Origin of the sequence: Winogradskyella sp. (genome assembly GCF_965656915.1) — a bacterium.
Taxonomy (GTDB): domain Bacteria; phylum Bacteroidota; class Bacteroidia; order Flavobacteriales; family Flavobacteriaceae; genus Winogradskyella.
Map to the genome: position 1 here is coordinate 34,087 of NZ_CBFHMI010000004.1, position 17,688 is coordinate 51,774.

10 protein-coding genes are annotated in these 17,688 nt (G+C 34.4%); 6 read left to right on the plus strand and 4 right to left on the minus strand.

Annotation, left to right across the window (positions count from 1 at the left end):
• Positions 1-4: 4 nt before the first annotated feature.
• Complete coding sequence (locus ACTG3Y_RS02455; RefSeq protein ID WP_439151338.1) at positions 5-1,033, plus strand: UDP-glucose--hexose-1-phosphate uridylyltransferase; 1,029 nt, start codon at positions 5-7, stop codon at positions 1,031-1,033.
• 69 nt (positions 1,034-1,102) lie between these two features.
• On the opposite strand, the gene ACTG3Y_RS02460 is transcribed toward ACTG3Y_RS02455, so the two are convergent.
• The 4 genes from ACTG3Y_RS02460 to ACTG3Y_RS02475 form a co-directional block, all read right to left on the minus strand.
• Positions 1,103-4,021: an alpha-amylase family glycosyl hydrolase gene (locus ACTG3Y_RS02460; protein ID WP_439151339.1), complete on the minus strand. Its 2,919-nt coding sequence runs from the start codon at positions 4,019-4,021 to the stop codon at positions 1,103-1,105.
• Positions 4,022-4,108: 87 nt separating this feature from the next.
• The gene (locus ACTG3Y_RS02465) at positions 4,109-5,296 is read right to left on the minus strand and encodes a SusE domain-containing protein (RefSeq protein WP_439151340.1); all 1,188 of its coding nucleotides are present in this window, start codon (positions 5,294-5,296) and stop codon (positions 4,109-4,111) included.
• 19 nt (positions 5,297-5,315) lie between these two features.
• Positions 5,316-6,947, minus strand: coding sequence for a RagB/SusD family nutrient uptake outer membrane protein (locus tag ACTG3Y_RS02470; protein WP_439151341.1), 1,632 nt, complete (start codon positions 6,945-6,947; stop codon positions 5,316-5,318).
• Between the two features lie 4 nt (positions 6,948-6,951).
• Positions 6,952-9,849, minus strand: coding sequence for a SusC/RagA family TonB-linked outer membrane protein (locus ACTG3Y_RS02475; RefSeq protein WP_439151342.1), 2,898 nt, complete (start codon positions 9,847-9,849; stop codon positions 6,952-6,954).
• A 281-nt stretch (positions 9,850-10,130) separates the two neighbouring features.
• Between ACTG3Y_RS02475 and ACTG3Y_RS02480 the strand changes: the two genes are divergently transcribed.
• The 5 genes from ACTG3Y_RS02480 to ACTG3Y_RS02500 all read left to right on the plus strand — a co-directional run bounded on the left by ACTG3Y_RS02480 (position 10,131) and on the right by ACTG3Y_RS02500 (position 17,688).
• Positions 10,131-11,180, plus strand: coding sequence for a LacI family DNA-binding transcriptional regulator (locus tag ACTG3Y_RS02480; protein ID WP_439151343.1), 1,050 nt, complete (start codon positions 10,131-10,133; stop codon positions 11,178-11,180).
• Between the two features lie 131 nt (positions 11,181-11,311).
• The gene (locus ACTG3Y_RS02485) at positions 11,312-12,673 is read left to right on the plus strand and encodes an MFS transporter (RefSeq protein ID WP_439151344.1); all 1,362 of its coding nucleotides are present in this window, start codon (positions 11,312-11,314) and stop codon (positions 12,671-12,673) included.
• Positions 12,666-13,322, plus strand: a complete 657-nt coding sequence (gene pgmB / locus ACTG3Y_RS02490) for a beta-phosphoglucomutase (protein WP_439151345.1) — start codon at positions 12,666-12,668, stop codon at positions 13,320-13,322. Before ACTG3Y_RS02485 ends, pgmB begins: the two co-directional genes overlap by 8 nt.
• 45 nt (positions 13,323-13,367) lie before the next feature.
• Complete coding sequence (locus tag ACTG3Y_RS02495; protein ID WP_439151396.1) at positions 13,368-15,674, plus strand: glycoside hydrolase family 65 protein; 2,307 nt, start codon at positions 13,368-13,370, stop codon at positions 15,672-15,674.
• A 46-nt stretch (positions 15,675-15,720) separates the two neighbouring features.
• Complete coding sequence (locus tag ACTG3Y_RS02500) at positions 15,721-17,688, plus strand: glycoside hydrolase family 13 protein (protein ID WP_439151346.1); 1,968 nt, start codon at positions 15,721-15,723, stop codon at positions 17,686-17,688.

The window sequence follows — 17,688 nt, forward strand, 5'->3', positions numbered from 1 at the left end:
CAACATGAATAACGATTTACAAAACGAATCACACAAACGTTTTAATATTCTAACAGAAGAATGGGTTTTGGTGTCGCCACATAGAACTAAAAGACCATGGCAAGGGAAAGAAGAAGTGCTTCCTAATGCAAGCAGACCATCTTATGATGAAAATTGTTATTTGTGTGCTGGTAACAGAAGAGCAAGTGGCGCTGTGAATCCCGATTACGATGATGTGTTTATTTTTGAAAACGATTTTGCAGCACTAACTAGTAACTCTGAACACTTTAAGTTAAGTGAAGGCTTGCTAAAAGCAGAGGCTGAGAATGGTATCTGCAAAGTCGTATGTTTTAGTCCAGATCACTCTAAGAGTTTGGCTCAAATGTCTTCTAAGGAGATTGAAAAAGTCATTAATGCTTGGCAGCAAGAGTATAAAATATTAGGTGAAGAAAAGCATATTAGTTATGTTCAGATATTTGAGAACAAAGGAGAGGTTATGGGTTGCAGTAACCCTCACCCACATGGTCAGATATGGAGTCAAAGTTCATTGCCAAATGAAGTAGTGAAGAAAGACATAAGTCAATTAAACTATTTTAATAAAGAAAATAGCTCATTGCTCAGTGATTATCTGAAGCAAGAATTAAAAGAGAAACGTCGCATCATTTTTGAAAACAAAGCCTTTGTTGTTCTTGTTCCTTTTTGGGCGGTTTGGCCATTTGAAACTATGATTGTTCCTAAAAACCACCAAACAGATATTAGTCAAATACCTTTAGCAGAAACCATTTTATTTGCTGAAGCTATATTAGTAATAACGAGAGTTTACGATAAATTATTTAATTGTTCTTTTCCATATTCCAGTGGTATTCACCAAGCACCAACAAACGGAAAGTCCAATAATCATTGGCACTGGCATATGAGTTTTTACCCGCCATTATTGCGAAGTGCAATGGTCAAAAAATTTATGGTAGGTTATGAAATGTTTGGAAGTCCACAGCGCGATTTTACAGCAGAATATGCTGCTGACACATTAAAAGAAATTGTCAATAAATTATAATTATTTGTATCATAAAAAAGAGCTTCTCCATGAGAAGCTCTTTTTTGCTCAAATTTCTTATGATTTGTTCTATAGCTTAACCAGCTTATTTGTCATCATATTACCAGCATAGTTTTCTACTTTTACAATATACATTCCTGTATTTAGTGATGAAATATCAAATGTGTCAGTTCTAGTAAATGAGCCATAATAACGCTTTACCATCTTTCCTGTAAGATCATAGATTTCAATATTAGATACATTTAAACTAACACTAAATGATGTATTTGCAGGATTAGGATAAATTGAGAATTGATTAAAACTTTCTTCATTTACACTTAGAGATCCTACAAATTGATTCCCGTATATTCTAAATTCTCCAGGAGCTAAGGTTATTGACGTAGTAGTTTGACTCACCGTTGTAGATCCTGACTCATCCATTAAATCGTACCAGGTAGAAGTTACACCACCTGGGAAATTAGGATTAAATGTCTGATTTATGACATCAAAATTAGCAAATACAATAACATTTTTTAACTCTGTATTTGGAATTGATGCATCAAAGATATCAATCCTTGGAACAAATGGTGTTGGCCACTGACTCGGCTGAGTTATATTATAATCACCTTCAAAAACGGCCTCATTTATTTTTAAGGCGTGCATTCTGGCCCAATCATTGTAAATCTGACTTCTCAATGCATCACTAAGCCAATTATTTGTCCATTGTGGTTGAGGTTTTGTATCTAGTTTACAATCTCCTAGTCCATCTCCATCACCTGGGAAATTAGTAGAACCGTTAGTACATGTAAAGATTGAGTTTTCCATTCCTAATTCTCCGAAATGCCAAATCATTTTTGGACCAGGAACTAAAACAGAAATTGCGCCAAGTGCAGACATTCTAGACAATGCTGTGTTTAGGTCTGTAACATTATAACCGCCAAAATTCTTACCATTAGCAAGGTTGTTATACATTAAGCGTTCTTCATCATGACTTTCAGGATAACCTATAACTCTAGGGCCATTGAAACCAGAATGGTTATTATGACCAATACGACGAAAATCTTTATTTCCATCTTGTCCCATTGTAAGTTCATTATACTCTGTAGTCATTTTTCCCCACATCATAATACCTTTACCTTCAGACAATCTATAATTAGCCCATTCTTTTTCTTCGTTGTCACTTCCTAAATGCTCAAAAATAGAGTAGTGGTCTGGATCTATATTCCAGATATGATCTACATATTCTTTTAATACATCAATACGATCTTGTTGGTAATTCTGTGTACATCCGAAATCGCCGTCGAAGGTTCCATTACCACAATTTTGAGTAAACCCTTTAGTAAGATCCCAACGAAATCCGTCAATTTTATATTCTTCTACCCAATACTGAATGACCTGTTTAACATGATTTCTTGTAAAAGATGAGCTATGATCAAAATCACTTCCTACATTAAATGAGTGTTGTGGGAAAACATTAAAATAAGGGTTGTCTGTAGAGGGTCCTCCCCAGCCATCACCATCAGGATCATCCATCCACATTCTTACCAGTGGATTACGACCAAATGCGTGATTAAAGGCGATGTCTAAAATCACAGCAATTCCATTTTGATGACAAACATCAATAAGTTCTTTAAATTTTTCTGGAGTTCCATAAAACTTATCTAATGCCATATGAAAAGAGGTGTTATAACCCCAACTTTCATTTCCTTCAAATTCCATAACAGGCATTAATTCAATAGCATTGATATTTAAGTCTGTGAAATAATCAATTCTATCAATGATATCTTGGTAATTTCTATCGGCATCAAAATCCCTAACCAGTAATTCATATACAATTAAGTCTTCTTCTTTTGGCTTATCAAAGTTAGTCACTTGCCAGTTGTACGGAGTTTGATCTGTTTGCAATACTGTAACTTCACGCTCTTGACCAATTGGGTATGTCGGTAGGTTAGGAAATGTGCTAGCTGGAATGAAAGGATCATCAAAAGGTGATAATACTAATGGAGAATATGGGTCTGCCACTTTCACAAGACTAGGCGACCCAGCAATAGGGTTTGTGTCAAATACCCAATACTGGTAAGATTCAACTTGTCCAGGGGTTAAACCTGTAATTTCGAGCCAGTATTTTCCTGTATTTGGATCTCGTTTCATGACATCAGAACTTGTTGGTGTGTAATTGTTCCAGCTACCTGCAATTTGAATAAATTCTTTTCCAGGAGCAGTAATAACTAATGTCGCTTTGGTAGGATCCGCATCATAATTAATACCATCAACTAAGTTTACAGGTAAATTTTCTTCTATTACTGTTGGAATAACAAACACATTTATAGTGGCTTCACCAGATTCTGAATCATTTGGTGCAGGTGGAGTACCGACAACTTTAATAATACCATTTTCTGTGATATTTAAGACATCACCATTACAATTAGGAAAACTGCAATTTCCGGTATCCTGAAGTACATCGTTATAATAGATTTCAAATGAGCCTTGAACAGTTGTAGATCCTTGAAATTTGATTATTGAAGTAATTGATAAATCGTCGCCAGAATTTATAAATACAGTATCTGTTGAAGGGTTTGTGATCTCTACAACAACTCGTCCAACATCTTGAAATTGATCACCACTTTGACTACTACCATCTTGAGATTTTATTAAAAAGCCAATCTGTGTAATTCCTGTATTATTAAAGAAATCTTGAGGTAGGCCAAAGTCGTATGTATAGGTGCCATCGCCATTATTGACAAATTTTGCTGATTCAGGCGAATTACCAAAATCATTTCCTGTAGCCGTTGGATTATTAATTTGAGTTCCGTTAGAATCAAAATGCCAAGCCCATAAATAGATATCTGAAACTCCCCATTCAGCATTAGGGTCGAAGTCAGAAACAGTTAATGTCACCATTTCATCCTCATTAAAAAATGAAGGATTCCAAGTAAATGTTTGTGCATCTAAATCTGTATTGCTTACGATTCCTAAAACAATGATAATTATAAGTAGATGTTTTTTCATAGCATTAAATATTAAAAAAAGGCTATGTCATATATAGAACATAGCCTTTGTAATTCTTTTTCTTTATAAATTAAGATATAAATAAGACTACTCTAATGTAATAGTTTTATTTACTGTATCGATAGTTGTGAAATATTGACCATCTGTACCGATAAAGGCAAAATTTAAGTCACCATCTTGAGCATTCTCAAAGTTTGCATCTATAGTATATCCAGCATCTTCAAAGAAAGGATAGTTTTGTCCTGATCCCCAATCTGTAGCAGTTGTAAAGAATCTAAAGTTGTTTCCATCAACAGTACTAGTATAATTTACCCATCCAGAATATACGCCATCACCTTCACACATTAATTGTACTGGTGTTGCCCAATCCCATCCAGCATCTGGTAGACCTGCTCCTACAGCCCATAATTGGTCTAAGTCACATGCTCCTTGTGCAGTTGGATCATCTAATGTTATAGTCTTGTTTAATGCATCAATAGTTAAGAAATATTTTCCTGAAGGCCCTGTGAATAAGAAATTGTTATCTCCATCCTGAGCATCTTCAAACATTGAATCGATTGTGTAACCTGCATCAACAAATCCTGGGTAGTTTATTCCTGATCCCCAATCTGTTTCTGTTGTAAAGAATCTAAAGTTACCATCACCATCAACATTATTTATTAAATCAACGTTTACAGTGTAAACATTAGTTCCAGTACAAATTGCTCTTTGCGGTGTTGCCCAGTCCCAACCTGTAAATTTAACGCCAGCACCTACTAAGAAATACTGATCAAAGTCACATACAGCGGCTTGAGTTTCCATAACTTCTTGCATAACTAAAGTTAATGCTTGCGTTGCAGAGAAATTCTCTAAACTTCCGTCACCGACAAAAGATCGTAATCTAAAATAAACCTCTCCTGTATTTGGAGCTTCAGTTTCAGGGTCAGCATCTAAACCAGCTTGGTTAGCATATGCCAACATGTCTCCTATTGTTATTGCAATTTCATTACCTGTGGTTGCACCTATAGTTTCTAAATCTGTAAAATCACCAGAAATAGATTTTTGTAATTGATAAGTGACATTAGTCGGTACATCTACACCAGCATCATTCCAAGTAAAGCGTTCACCTAAATTACTTGCTGTTTGTGGTGTTAAAATATATTCAGCTGAAAAGTTGTTTGTAAACGCTAATTCAGCATTATTATCTGTTGTGAAGACTACATCATCTTCCGTTTCACAACTATTAAAACTTATTAAGGCAAAGATGAAAAGGCCTAAAATTGATAATTTTTTCATTTTTTATTTATCGTGTTAATTAGTATCCTGGGTTTTGTTCTAAATTTGTATTTATACCTAAGTCCGTCGCTGGAATAGGCATAATATCTCTAAAAGATTCTGTGGTCGTACCTTGTGGTACATTACCTTTCCATTGCCAAATTCCTTGGTCTGAAAATTGTCCGAATCTTACTAAATCTTGTCTTCTATGGCATTCCCAATATAATTCTCTTGAGCGCTCATCTATAATAAAATCTAGTGTTAAGTCTGATTGTGATATGTTACCGCTAGTGTCACCATAAGCACGTTCTCTTAACTCATTTATGTAATCTACAGCAGTACTTGCAGAACCTCCACCACCTCTTAGAACGGCTTCAGCATACATTAAATAGGCATCAGCTAATCTAAACATTGGGAAATCAATATCTGTATGGTCGCCAGAAGCATCTGATCCTGGGTTACCATTTACATCTACGTTTCTGTATTTAGCAACTGCATAACCTTGATTGAATGGACCAACTTCTTCGATATCCTTAGTTTGTCCGTCTGTGTAAAGTAATGCTCGTCCATCTGCAGAATTTTCTTCTCCTGGGAATTGCTCAACAAATGTAGGTGTTGTTCTAACACCAAACCATCCGCCATTGATTCCAAAATCAGCAGGATCCATAGATCCTCCAACTGGTGCGTGTACTAAAAAGGTCATTCCACCAAAAGCTTGGGTTCTTAAACCATCAAATGGTATTGTAAATATCACCTCGTCTTGTGCGCCATTAGTATCGTTATCTGCCAAGAAAGAATGTAAATATGGGATTTGAGGAATTGTGTAACCAGCATTAATAATGTTATTTACATAAGTTATAACCTCAGCGTTACGTGCGGTGCCTGTATAGACTTCAGAATTTAAATAAAGCTTAGCTAAAACCATCCAAGCTGCTGCTCTGTCTGCTCTACCATATTCATTTTGACGTGGTGCAACCATATCGTCTAAAATATCTAATAGTTCAGTTTCAACGAAATCAAATAAATCTGCACGTTGTATTTGTTCTGGTAAGAAAGCACCTGAAGCGTCATCTTCTGTTACAAATGGTGGATTAGCAAATAAATCCATAGCGTGCCAGTAAGTTAAAGCTCTCATAAAACGAGCTTCTGCTCTGTACGTTTGTATTTCTGCTCTTAATTCAGAATCTACACCTCTGTCACTTAGTTTACCGTCGGTAGTTTGACGTAAATATTCATTACATAGTGTTACTTGATACATTAATCTAGTATACATCGTTCGAATGAACTCATTACCTGAAGTCCAAACTTGTCCATGTAAATCTTGAATTGTACCATCATTCCATCCAATGATTGCTTCATCGGTTGTTAATTCTTGCATTTTCCAATACAGTCTCAAGTAATTAGAAAATCCTTCATCTAGTCCAGCCAAATCAGGCGAACCTGCAGGTCCTTGCTGTCCACTCAAAGAAATACCAGCGTAAATCTTCGCCAAAAACTGCTTGTAAGCAGCTGGATCTTCAAATGCAGCATCAGCAGTAAGACGCTCGTCTTCCGGCTGTAAATCTAATCGATCTGCACAAGATTGCACAAAAAATGCAACTGTGAGAATAATTAGAAAACTTTTAATCGTTCTTAACATCATAGCTTTGTTGTTTATATATTTATTTTTCATTTTTTTAGAAAGTAAAATTTAATCCTAATACAACATCTCTAGTTCTTGGATAGAAATTATTTTCTATACCGTTTCCTATTTCAGGATCTAATCCATCATATTCAGTAATTACAAATAAGTTAGTAGCCGTTAAGGAGGCTCTTAATGTAATTTTCTCGAAAGGAATTGTATATCCTAAAGAGATATTATCTAGTCTCACAAAATCAGCACGTTGTATATATGCATCTGAGAATAGATTCTGTCCTGAGAATCCTGTATCTAAAACACTAGCATGTGCGTTAGCTGTATAACCTGGCTGACCCACAATTGCATTTGTGTTCCCTCTATCTGATGCTACGTTATTGTAAACATAGTTTCCAAAACTTCCTCTAAACGTAAAGTTTAAATCTAAGTTCTTATATCTAAAGTTATTAGTAAAACCAATAAACGCATCTGGTGTAGCTTTTTTGTAGGCTTGTCTATCTGCTTCAGTAATTTGATTGTCACCGTTAACATCTACATAGGCACCTTCTATAGGGTTACCATCATTATCATATACCTGACGGAACACAAAGAATGTCGATGGATCATAGCCTGGTTTCCATAATTGAATATTATTACCAACACCACCAGAAATTCCACCAGTTTGTATAAAGAAGTTAGGATCATCACTTAAACTTAATTTCGTGATTTCTTGCTCCTGAAAAGTAATATTAAAATTAGTATCCCAGCCAAAGTCTTCTTTCTGAGCAATCACTCCATTTAAGCTAAACTCAATACCTTTACTAGTTATTGCACCTACATTAGTTGTAATTAAATCTGTAAGGTTAGAACCTGCCGGAACAGGAACTGTAGCTAATAAATCTTCAGTTTCTCTGTAATATGCGTCAACTGTACCAGTTAATCTGTTATTAAAGAATCCAAAGTCCAAAGCAACATTATATTGTGTTGTCTCTTCCCATTTAAGATCCTCATCAAAACCTTCTGGCCTTAATGTTTGGATAAAGATAGGCTCTCCATTTACAGATGTACCAAATTGAATATTAGCCTGATTATTTCTAGATGGAGTATAAAGTCCTAAATAACCGTAGTTCTGACCAATTTCTTGCTGACCAGTAACACCCCAACCAGCTCTTAGTTTTAAATTAGAGAAGAACGAGTCTTGCATAAAGTCTTCATTCATCATTTTCCAACCTACGGAAACACCTGGAAATGATCCCCAACGATTGTCTTCACTAAACCTTGAAGATCCATCGCGTCTAAAACTTGCAGAAATCAAATATTTATCAGCAATATCAAAACTTGCTCTTGCAAAATAAGACTCTAAAGCGTTTCTATTAATATCTGTATCTACTGTAATATTGGGTCCAGAACTCTCATCTATATTGGTTCTAATATAAAATTCCTGGAATGCATGACCAGCTGTAATATCTAAAGTTGTGTTGATTGACGCAACATTTTTCTTGTAATTAAAGAAAAAATCTAAAGCTGTATTTCTATTAAGTCCATTAGAAAACCCACGGAATGGAAATGCATCAGGATTATTTGGATTTGCTGCCCGGAAATTATAACCTTTATTTTCGGCATAATCAATACCCGCATTCAAATTAAATCTTAAATCTTTTAAGAACCACATTTTGTAGTCTATATTAAAGTTAGAAATAACTCTTTTTATACGCTGTCTGTCGTTAGTATTATCTAACGAGAATAGTGGATTAGCAGGTGCTAAATTTGCACCCAACTGCGTGTAGTCTCCATTCTCGTCAAAAACCGACTGTGTTGGGTCAAAAGCAACAGCCGCACCGATAGCTCCTCTGTCAGCATAATTAAACTCATCTTGAACACCTCTTGCAACTAAAGTTAATTTTAAGTCGTTATCTAAAAAGCGGTGTACAAAAGACGTATTAAACCCATTACGCTCGTATAAATCACCTAATAAAGGACCTTCTTGAGAAGCATGATTAAAGTTAACTCTGAAGTTAAAATTCTCATATCCTTTAGAAACAGTGATATTATGGATAGCGCCTATTCCAGTCGTATAAATTTTGTCTTGCCAATTGGTATCTGAGTTACCAAAAGTTGAAGGATCAACACCATTTGCTTCTGCTAACTCTCTGTATTGACTTGCATTAAGAACATCTACTTCGTTTGTAACTCTTCTTGAAGACGCTTGTAAACCGTATTCTACTTTTAGAGGTTGATTTGCAGAACCTTTTTTGGTTGTAATTAAAATTACACCATTAGATGCTCTGGAACCATAAATAGCAGTCGCAGAAGCATCTTTTAATACAACAAAATCTTCAATATCTGCTGGGTTAATAGCATTTAAAGCATTAGCACTCCCTTGAGAGCCTCCTCTTTGGTCAATTGGTAAACCGTCAATCACAATAAGGGGATTGTTAGATGCAGACAGAGATGCTCCACCACGAATTCTAATTTCACCACCTTCACCAGCTCCACCACCACCAGATGTAATTCTTACACCTGCAGCTTTACCAGCAATAAGTTGTTGAGGTGCAACAATTGCACCACGGTTAAATTCTTCATCACCAACTTTTTCAACAGCACCAGTAGCGTCTTGTTTGGTAGTTGAACCATAACCAATTAAAACAACTTCGTCTAATTGAGCTGCATCCTCATCAAGAGTGATGTCTATGGTAGATTGACCATTGTATACAACTTCTTGAGTTGTAAATCCTAAATAAGAGAATACCAATGTTTCTCCTTGGTTAACCTCTAAAGAATACTTACCATCAAAATCGGTAGATGTACCTTTAGATGTACCTTTAATAATTACATTTACGCCAGGTAATGGCATAGCGTTTGCCTTATCTGTTATTGTACCCGAGACAGTCGTTTGTGCTGCCAATGTTGCGGGTACCATAATTAAACAGAATAATAAAGCATTTAAGAATGTTTTCATACAATATTTTTAAGTTAATTGCTTAGTTAATTGATTTATATTTTCACTTCTTGGGTTAAATCTATGTAAAATTAGTGTGATTTGTGTGTTAAAAAACATGACATAAGTCACGAAAACGTTTTCGTGTTAAAAACTTTTTAACTAAAATTAACATTTGTAGAAAATTATTGAAAAAATGAAGATTTCGCAATTTTAAATAGTTAAAATTATGACATCCTAAATCCAGCTAGAATTAATTTTAGTTTATCTTCGTCATTTAGCATACTTTTTGTAACTAGAATATGAAGCGAAAAATTACCCTTAAACAAATTGCTCGAGAATTAGATGTTTCTATTTCTACAGTCTCTAAAGCATTGAGAAATAGCGCAGAAATTAGTGAAGATACCAAGCAAAAAGTTCAAGCTTTTGCTAAACTCTATAATTATAGACCTAATAATATTGCTTTAAGCCTTAAAAACAGAAAAACAAATACTATAGGTATAATTATACCAGAAATAGTACATCACTTTTTTTCTAATGTTATAAGTGGTGTAGAAAATATTGCTAATAAGAGAGGTTATAATGTGATTATTGGTCTTTCAAATGAGTCGTTTTCTAAGGAAGTAATTAATATGGAAATGCTTGCTAATGGCAGTATAGATGGATTTATACTTTCTATTTCCAAGGAAACTTTACAATTACAAGATTATCATCATTTTAATGAGACTATAAGTCAAGGTATGCCAATTGTAATGTTTGATAGGGTGGTGCCAGATATAAAATGCGATAAAGTTATAGTAGATGATTTTAACGGTGCTAAAACTGCGGTTAAGAAGCTCATTGATAATGATTGCAAATCTATTGCCTTAATAACTACAAAAGATTATGTAAGTGTTGGTAAACTAAGAACACAAGGTTATCTTGAGGCATTAGAAGAACATCAAATAACACCACAGGCAGAATTAATTTTGAAACTTGATGATACCTTAAATTACGACGAACATTTAGATACCTTAGAAGCAGAAATAGAATCTCTTTTTTCGTCTAATAAAAATATAGATGGTGTGTTTGCTGTTAATGAACTTTACGCATTATCTGCTATGAAAGTAGCTCGTAAATTAGGTTATAAAATACCAGAAGACATTCAGGTGGTTGGTTTTAGTGATGGTGTTTTAGCAAAACATTCAACGCCTGGATTAACAACAGTAAGTCAACATGCTCAACAAATGGGAGAAAAGGCAGCGGATCTATTAATCGATAAGTTAGAGAATGAATTTAATACAGATATAGAAGAAGAATATCAAACGGTTGTAATTACAACGGATTTAATAGAAAGAGAGTCTACCAAATAGAAATTTAACATTGCCAATCTAAAATATTGTATATCTTTACAGCATAAATCAAAACTTATATTTTCACTTCTACACATAAGTTTTGATAAGCGAAGCTTGTCAGAATAGTATTAATTAAACATACTATTTTAATGAAAAAGCGTACACTAGGTTTTTGGGAAATCTGGAACATGAGTTTCGGTTTCTTAGGAATTCAAATGGGATTTGCCCTCCAGAATGCTAACGCAAGTAGAATTTTACAAATTTTTGGTGCCGATGTTCACGAATTGTCGTGGTTCTGGCTAATTGCGCCATTTATGGGGCTAATCGTTCAACCTATAATTGGCCATTACAGTGATAATACTTGGACAAGATTTGGTCGTAGAAAGCCTTTCTTTTTATTAGGAGCTGTTTTAGCATCTATAGGGATGGTACTTATTCCTCAAGCTGATTTTATGATAGCTATTCTTCCAGCGCTATGGGTTGGAGCAGGAATGTTAATGATTATGGATGCGTCATTTAATATTGCTATGGAGCCATTTAGAGCATTGGTAGCCGACAATCTTTCAGATGAACAAACCACCAAAGGATTTAGTATACAAACAGCTTTAATTGGTATTGGTGCGGTAATAGGATCATGGCTTCCTTGGATGTTAGCCAATTGGTTTGGAGTTGCTAAAGTTTCTGAAGAAGGTACAGTTCCAGCCAACCTCTTATGGTCATTTATTATCGGTGCAATAGTATTAATTGTATCTATTTTAATTACCATTTTTACAACTAAAGAATATTCTCCTGAGGAGCTAGCACAATTTGAAGCAGCAAAAAATCCGGATGCAGTTAAAGATGAAGGTGAAGAACAAAAAGCTAAACTGACTGATATTTTTGAAGATTTTAGAAAAATGCCAGAAACAATGAGGCAGTTGAGTTGGGTTCAATTTTTCTCTTGGTTTGCTTTATTCGGAATGTGGGTTTTTGCAGTTCCTGCTATTGCTCAACATATTTATGGATTACCGGCAGAAGACTCTAGTAGTGAGACCTACCAGCAAGCAGGTAACTGGGTAGGTATTCTTTTTGGTATTTATAATGGTATTTCGGCAATATTCGCATTTCTTTTACCTGTATTAGCAAAAAGGATAAGTAGAAAGAAAACCCATGCATATGCACTATTCGTTGGTGGTATAGGTCTAATATTGATCTATTTTATGCCAAATGAAAATTGGCTAATTCTTCCTATGATATGTATAGGAATTGCTTGGGCAAGTATCCTGTCTATGCCTTATGCTATGTTAGCAGGTTCTATTTCAGCAATAAAGATGGGGGTTTATATGGGTATTTTTAATTTTTTCATTGTAATTCCTCAAATTATTAATGGAATAATTGGTGGGCCACTTGTTAAATATGCTTACGGTAATCAAGCAATTTTTGCTTTAATTGTAAGTGGAATAAGTTTTATAATTGCTGGCTTTTTATCATTTAAAATAAACGACAAAAAAGATAAGGTATTGAATGCATAAAAAAGGTTTCATATTCGATTTAGATGGTGTTATTGTAGACACTGCAAAATATCATTTTTTAGCTTGGAAAAAACTTGCCAGCAGTTTAGACATAGATTTTACTGAAGAAGAAAACGAACAACTAAAAGGTGTAAGCAGAGTACGTTCTTTAGAAAAAATATTGTCTTGGGGAAATAAAACAATTTCTGAAGATAAATTTAAGAAACTCATGAGTGATAAGAATGAGGATTATCTCAGCTATATTGCTAAAATGGATGAATCTGAAATATTGCCAGATGTACCAAAAATTTTAGATTACTTAATAGTTAATTCGCAACCTATTGCATTAGGGTCTGCGAGTAAAAACGCCAGAATTATATTAGAACGAGTAGACTTAAAGAAGAAATTTGATGCGATTGTAGATGGAAATGATGTTAGCAAGGCTAAACCAGATCCAGAAGTATTTTTAATAGCAGCAAAACTATTAGATATAGAACCCAAAAACTGTATAGTATTTGAAGACTCAGTAGCAGGCGTTACAGCAGCAAATACAGCGAACATGATCTCAATAGGAATAGGAAGTGAAGATGTATTAGGACATGCAGATTATATCTTCAAAGATTTTACAGAAATCTCAGAAGAATTTTTACAAAAATTAATTAATAATTAAAAAAGAAAGTCTTAAGCTATTAAGACTTTGAAATTACGATATTACATGAATCTCGATTATATAAAACCAAATGAATGGTCAATCATAGAGGAAGGGTTCGATTCAAGTCATGTTAAAGCCTCAGAAAGTTTATTTAGCATCGGAAATGGTGCCATGGGACAACGTGCAAATTTTGAAGAATCTTACTCAGGTCCTACGTTTCAAGGAAGTTATATTGCAGGTGTTTATTATCCAGATAAAACTAGAGTAGGTTGGTGGAAAAATGGCTATCCAGAATATTTTGCTAAAGTACTAAATGCTCCAAATTGGATAGGTATTAATGTTTATATAGGTAATGAGCAATTAGATCTTCATACGTGTAAAAATGTAGAAAATTTTAAGCGAGAGCTTAATATGAAAGAAGGTTGGTTGTCCAGAAGTTTTACTGCAACATTGCCAAATGATATTCAGATAAAAGTAAGTGCTAAGCGCTTTTTAAGTTTAGAAAAGGATGAATTAGGAGCTATAGATTATAGTGTTACACTATTAAATTCAGATGCAGTAATTACGTTTCAACCTTTTCTAGATAGTGGTATTACAAATGAAGATACCAATTGGGATGATAAATTTTGGGATACCTTAAGTGTTTCGCAAGAAGACCAAAGAGCGTTCATCCAAGCCAAGACCATGAAAACAGATTTCTATATATGTACGTTTATGGAATCTCAAATTTTTAATAATGAAATTCAATTAAATATTAAACCAGAGATAGATAAAGCGTCTACACATATTACTTTTTCGTACCAACAAAAAGTTGACAAAGGAGATACATTATCAATTCATAAGTTTGGTGGTTATACAGTTGATAGAAACCACGACAAGTATGAGCTAGTAACTTCAGCTAAATCAGTATTAGATAATACTGTAGCATCTGGGTTTTCAGAATTATTGGAGAAACAGAAAGAGGCTTGGTCTAAGATATGGGATATGGCAGATATCACCATTGAGGGTGATGTAAAAGCGCAACAAGGTATTCGATTTAATATTTTTCACTTAAATCAAACGTATTTAGGAACAGACGCAAGTCTTAATATTGGACCTAAAGGATTTACAGGCGAAAAATATGGAGGAAGTACCTATTGGGATACTGAAGCCTATTGTATTCCATTTTACATGGCTACGAAAGATCAAAGTGTTGCTAGAAACCTTCTGACTTACAGATATAATCATTTAGAAAAGGCTATTGAAAATGCCGAAAAGTTAGGCTTTAAAAATGGTGCTGCATTATACCCAATGGTAACTATGAATGGTGAAGAGTGCCATAACGAATGGGAAATAACTTTCGAGGAAATTCACAGAAACGGGGCAATTGCTTTTGCTATTTTTAATTACCATCGTTATACAGGTGATTTCAGTTACATTCCTGAAATGGGATTAGAAGTACTTATTGGTATTGCACGTTTCTGGCATCAAAGAGCCACATTTTCTACAAATAAAAACAAGTATGTCATTCTCGGAGTAACGGGTCCTAACGAATACGAAAATAACGTCAACAACAACTGGTATACAAATTATATCGCGCAATGGTGTATAAATTATGCAATTGAAAACATAGCAAAAGTACAAGCTTATTACTCTTCAGATTATACACGTATAATGAATAAGTCGAAATTATCTAAGGCTGAAATGAAAGAGTGGAAATCTGTTGCAGACAATATGTATTTTCCACATTCAGATAAGCATCAAGTATATCTTCAACAAGACGGTTTTTTAGATAAAGAATTAATAACAGTTTCAAATTTAGATAAATCACAACGACCAATCAATCAAAAATGGTCTTGGGACAGGATATTACGATCGCCATACATAAAGCAAGCAGATACCTTACAAGGGTTTTACTTTTTTGAAGATCATTTTACAACGGAAGAATTAGAACGTCATTTCGATTTTTACGAACCATTTACAGTTCACGAAAGTTCTCTCTCACCTTGCGTACATAGTATTCAGGCAGCAAAATTAGATCGTATGGAGCAAGCCTACACCTTCTATTTAAGAACGTCACGATTAGATTTAGACGATTATAACCATGAAGTACATGAAGGGCTTCATATTACATCTATGGCTGGTACATGGATGAGTATTGTAGAAGGGTTTGGGGGAATGCGAGTAAAAAACAATCAATTAACCTTTGAACCTAAAATACCTAAACAATGGGATGCATATTCGTTTAAAGTAAATTTCAGACATCAAATATTAAAGGTAATTGTTAATCAAAATGAAACGCATTTTGAATTAGAAGGTAATACAGATTTACAGATTATAGTCAATGGTAAAACAGTAACAATATCGCCGAATAATTTGGTAACCGTTTAAGAGTATTGATTTCGCCTCGAATCAAGAATATTAAAATATAATACGTATGAAACATACATTGAGAATTCTAACAGCATTTGTATTCCTTATTTTGATGTCTTGTAAAGAGAAAGCATCCAATACAGATAAATCTGCTTCATCTGAATCAGTTTTTGTTGAAGTTAATGATATAGAACGAATTGAACCACCAAATTGGTGGGTCGGTTTTAGAAGCGATAGTCTTCAGCTTTTAGTGAAGCATCCCAATATTTCAGATTATATACCTAATATAAATTATTCTGGGATTTCTATTGAGAAGGTTTCAAAAGGAAATAACAGTGACAACTATTTGTTCATCGATTTAAAAATATCAAAATCAACATCTGCTGGTAAATTCAATATTAAATTCAAAAATGATAACGATGAAGAGTTAATAGCCTCTTACGAGTTAAAAGAACGTATAAAACCTGCTGAAGATTATGTGGGTTTTGATAGTTCTGATGCTATTTATTTAATAACTCCAGATCGTTTTGTTAACGGAGTTACAACTAACGATACTCCAATGGCTAAAGAAGGAGGATCGCAATTACAAGAAAAAACTGTTAATAGAAGTGACGATTACGCCAGACATGGTGGAGATATAGCAGGTATCACAAAACATATTGATTATATCCATAACTTAGGTTTTACAGCGGTATGGCCTCAACCATTGTTGACTAATGATATGAAACAAGGGTCTTACCATGGTTATGCAGTCACCGATTTATATGAAATCGATCCACGTTTTGGAAATTTAGAAGAGTACCAAGAGTTGTCAGCTAAGCTAAAAGAAAAAGGCATGAAGTTGGTTATGGATCAAGTCGCAAATCATTGTGGTTTGTACCATTGGTGGATGAAAGATTTACCTTTTAATGATTGGGTGAATCTTCAAGATAATTTTGAAGAGAACTTAGAAAATTGGGGCAATTCATATACTATAAATTCCAATCACAGGCGCACCACAAATCAAGATATTTATGCTTCTAAAGCAGACCACGAAGGTATGAACGAAGGTTGGTTTGTAGCTACAATGCCAGATTTAAACCAACAGAATCCATATATGGCTAAGTACATTATTCAAAATAGTATATGGTGGATCGAGACGGCGCAATTAAGCGGTATTCGTCAGGATACCTATCCTTATCCAGACAAAGATTTTATGAGTGATTGGGCAGGAGCGATTATGACGGAATATCCAAACTTTAGTATCGTTGGTGAGGAATGGAGCTACAATCCATTACTTATTGGCTACTGGCAAGAAGGGGCAAATAATAAAGATGGTTATGATTCTAACCTAAGATCGACCATGGATTTTGCTATGCAGAACTTAGTGGTTGAAGGAATTAAAGAAGAAGAGTCATGGGATAAAGGTTTGGTGAAAATTTATGAAGGTTTAGCTAACGATTTTCATTATGCAAGTCCAAAAGATATTATGGTGTTTCCAGATAACCATGATATGAGTCGCATTTTCACACAAATGGATGGTGATGTTACCAATACAAAAATGGCTATGGCAACTTACGCTATAATGCCAAGAATTATCCAAATGTATTATGGTACAGAAATCTTGATGAACGATTTTGAAAAACCAGGAGATCATGGATTAATTCGTACGGATTTCCCAGGTGGTTGGCAAGGTGATACCGTAAATGCATTTACTGGAGAAGGACTTACCGACGCGCAAAAGGATATGCAATTATTTATTAAAAAGCTATTCAATTATAGAAAGGATAGTAAGGCTATTCATGAAGGTCAAACGGTTCATTTTGCGCCATTTGTAGGTGCCTATTTTTTGTATAGAACTTTAGGAGAAGAAACCGTAGTTTTAATATTAAATAAAAACGAAGACATTATCACTATAGATCTTAATTACCATGACGAAATGGGGCTTAAAGGTAAAACGCTGAAAAATATCATTACTGGCGAAACTATTAAATGGGGAGATGTGATGGATCTAAAATCTAAAGGTGTTACAATACTAACAACTAAGCTTTAA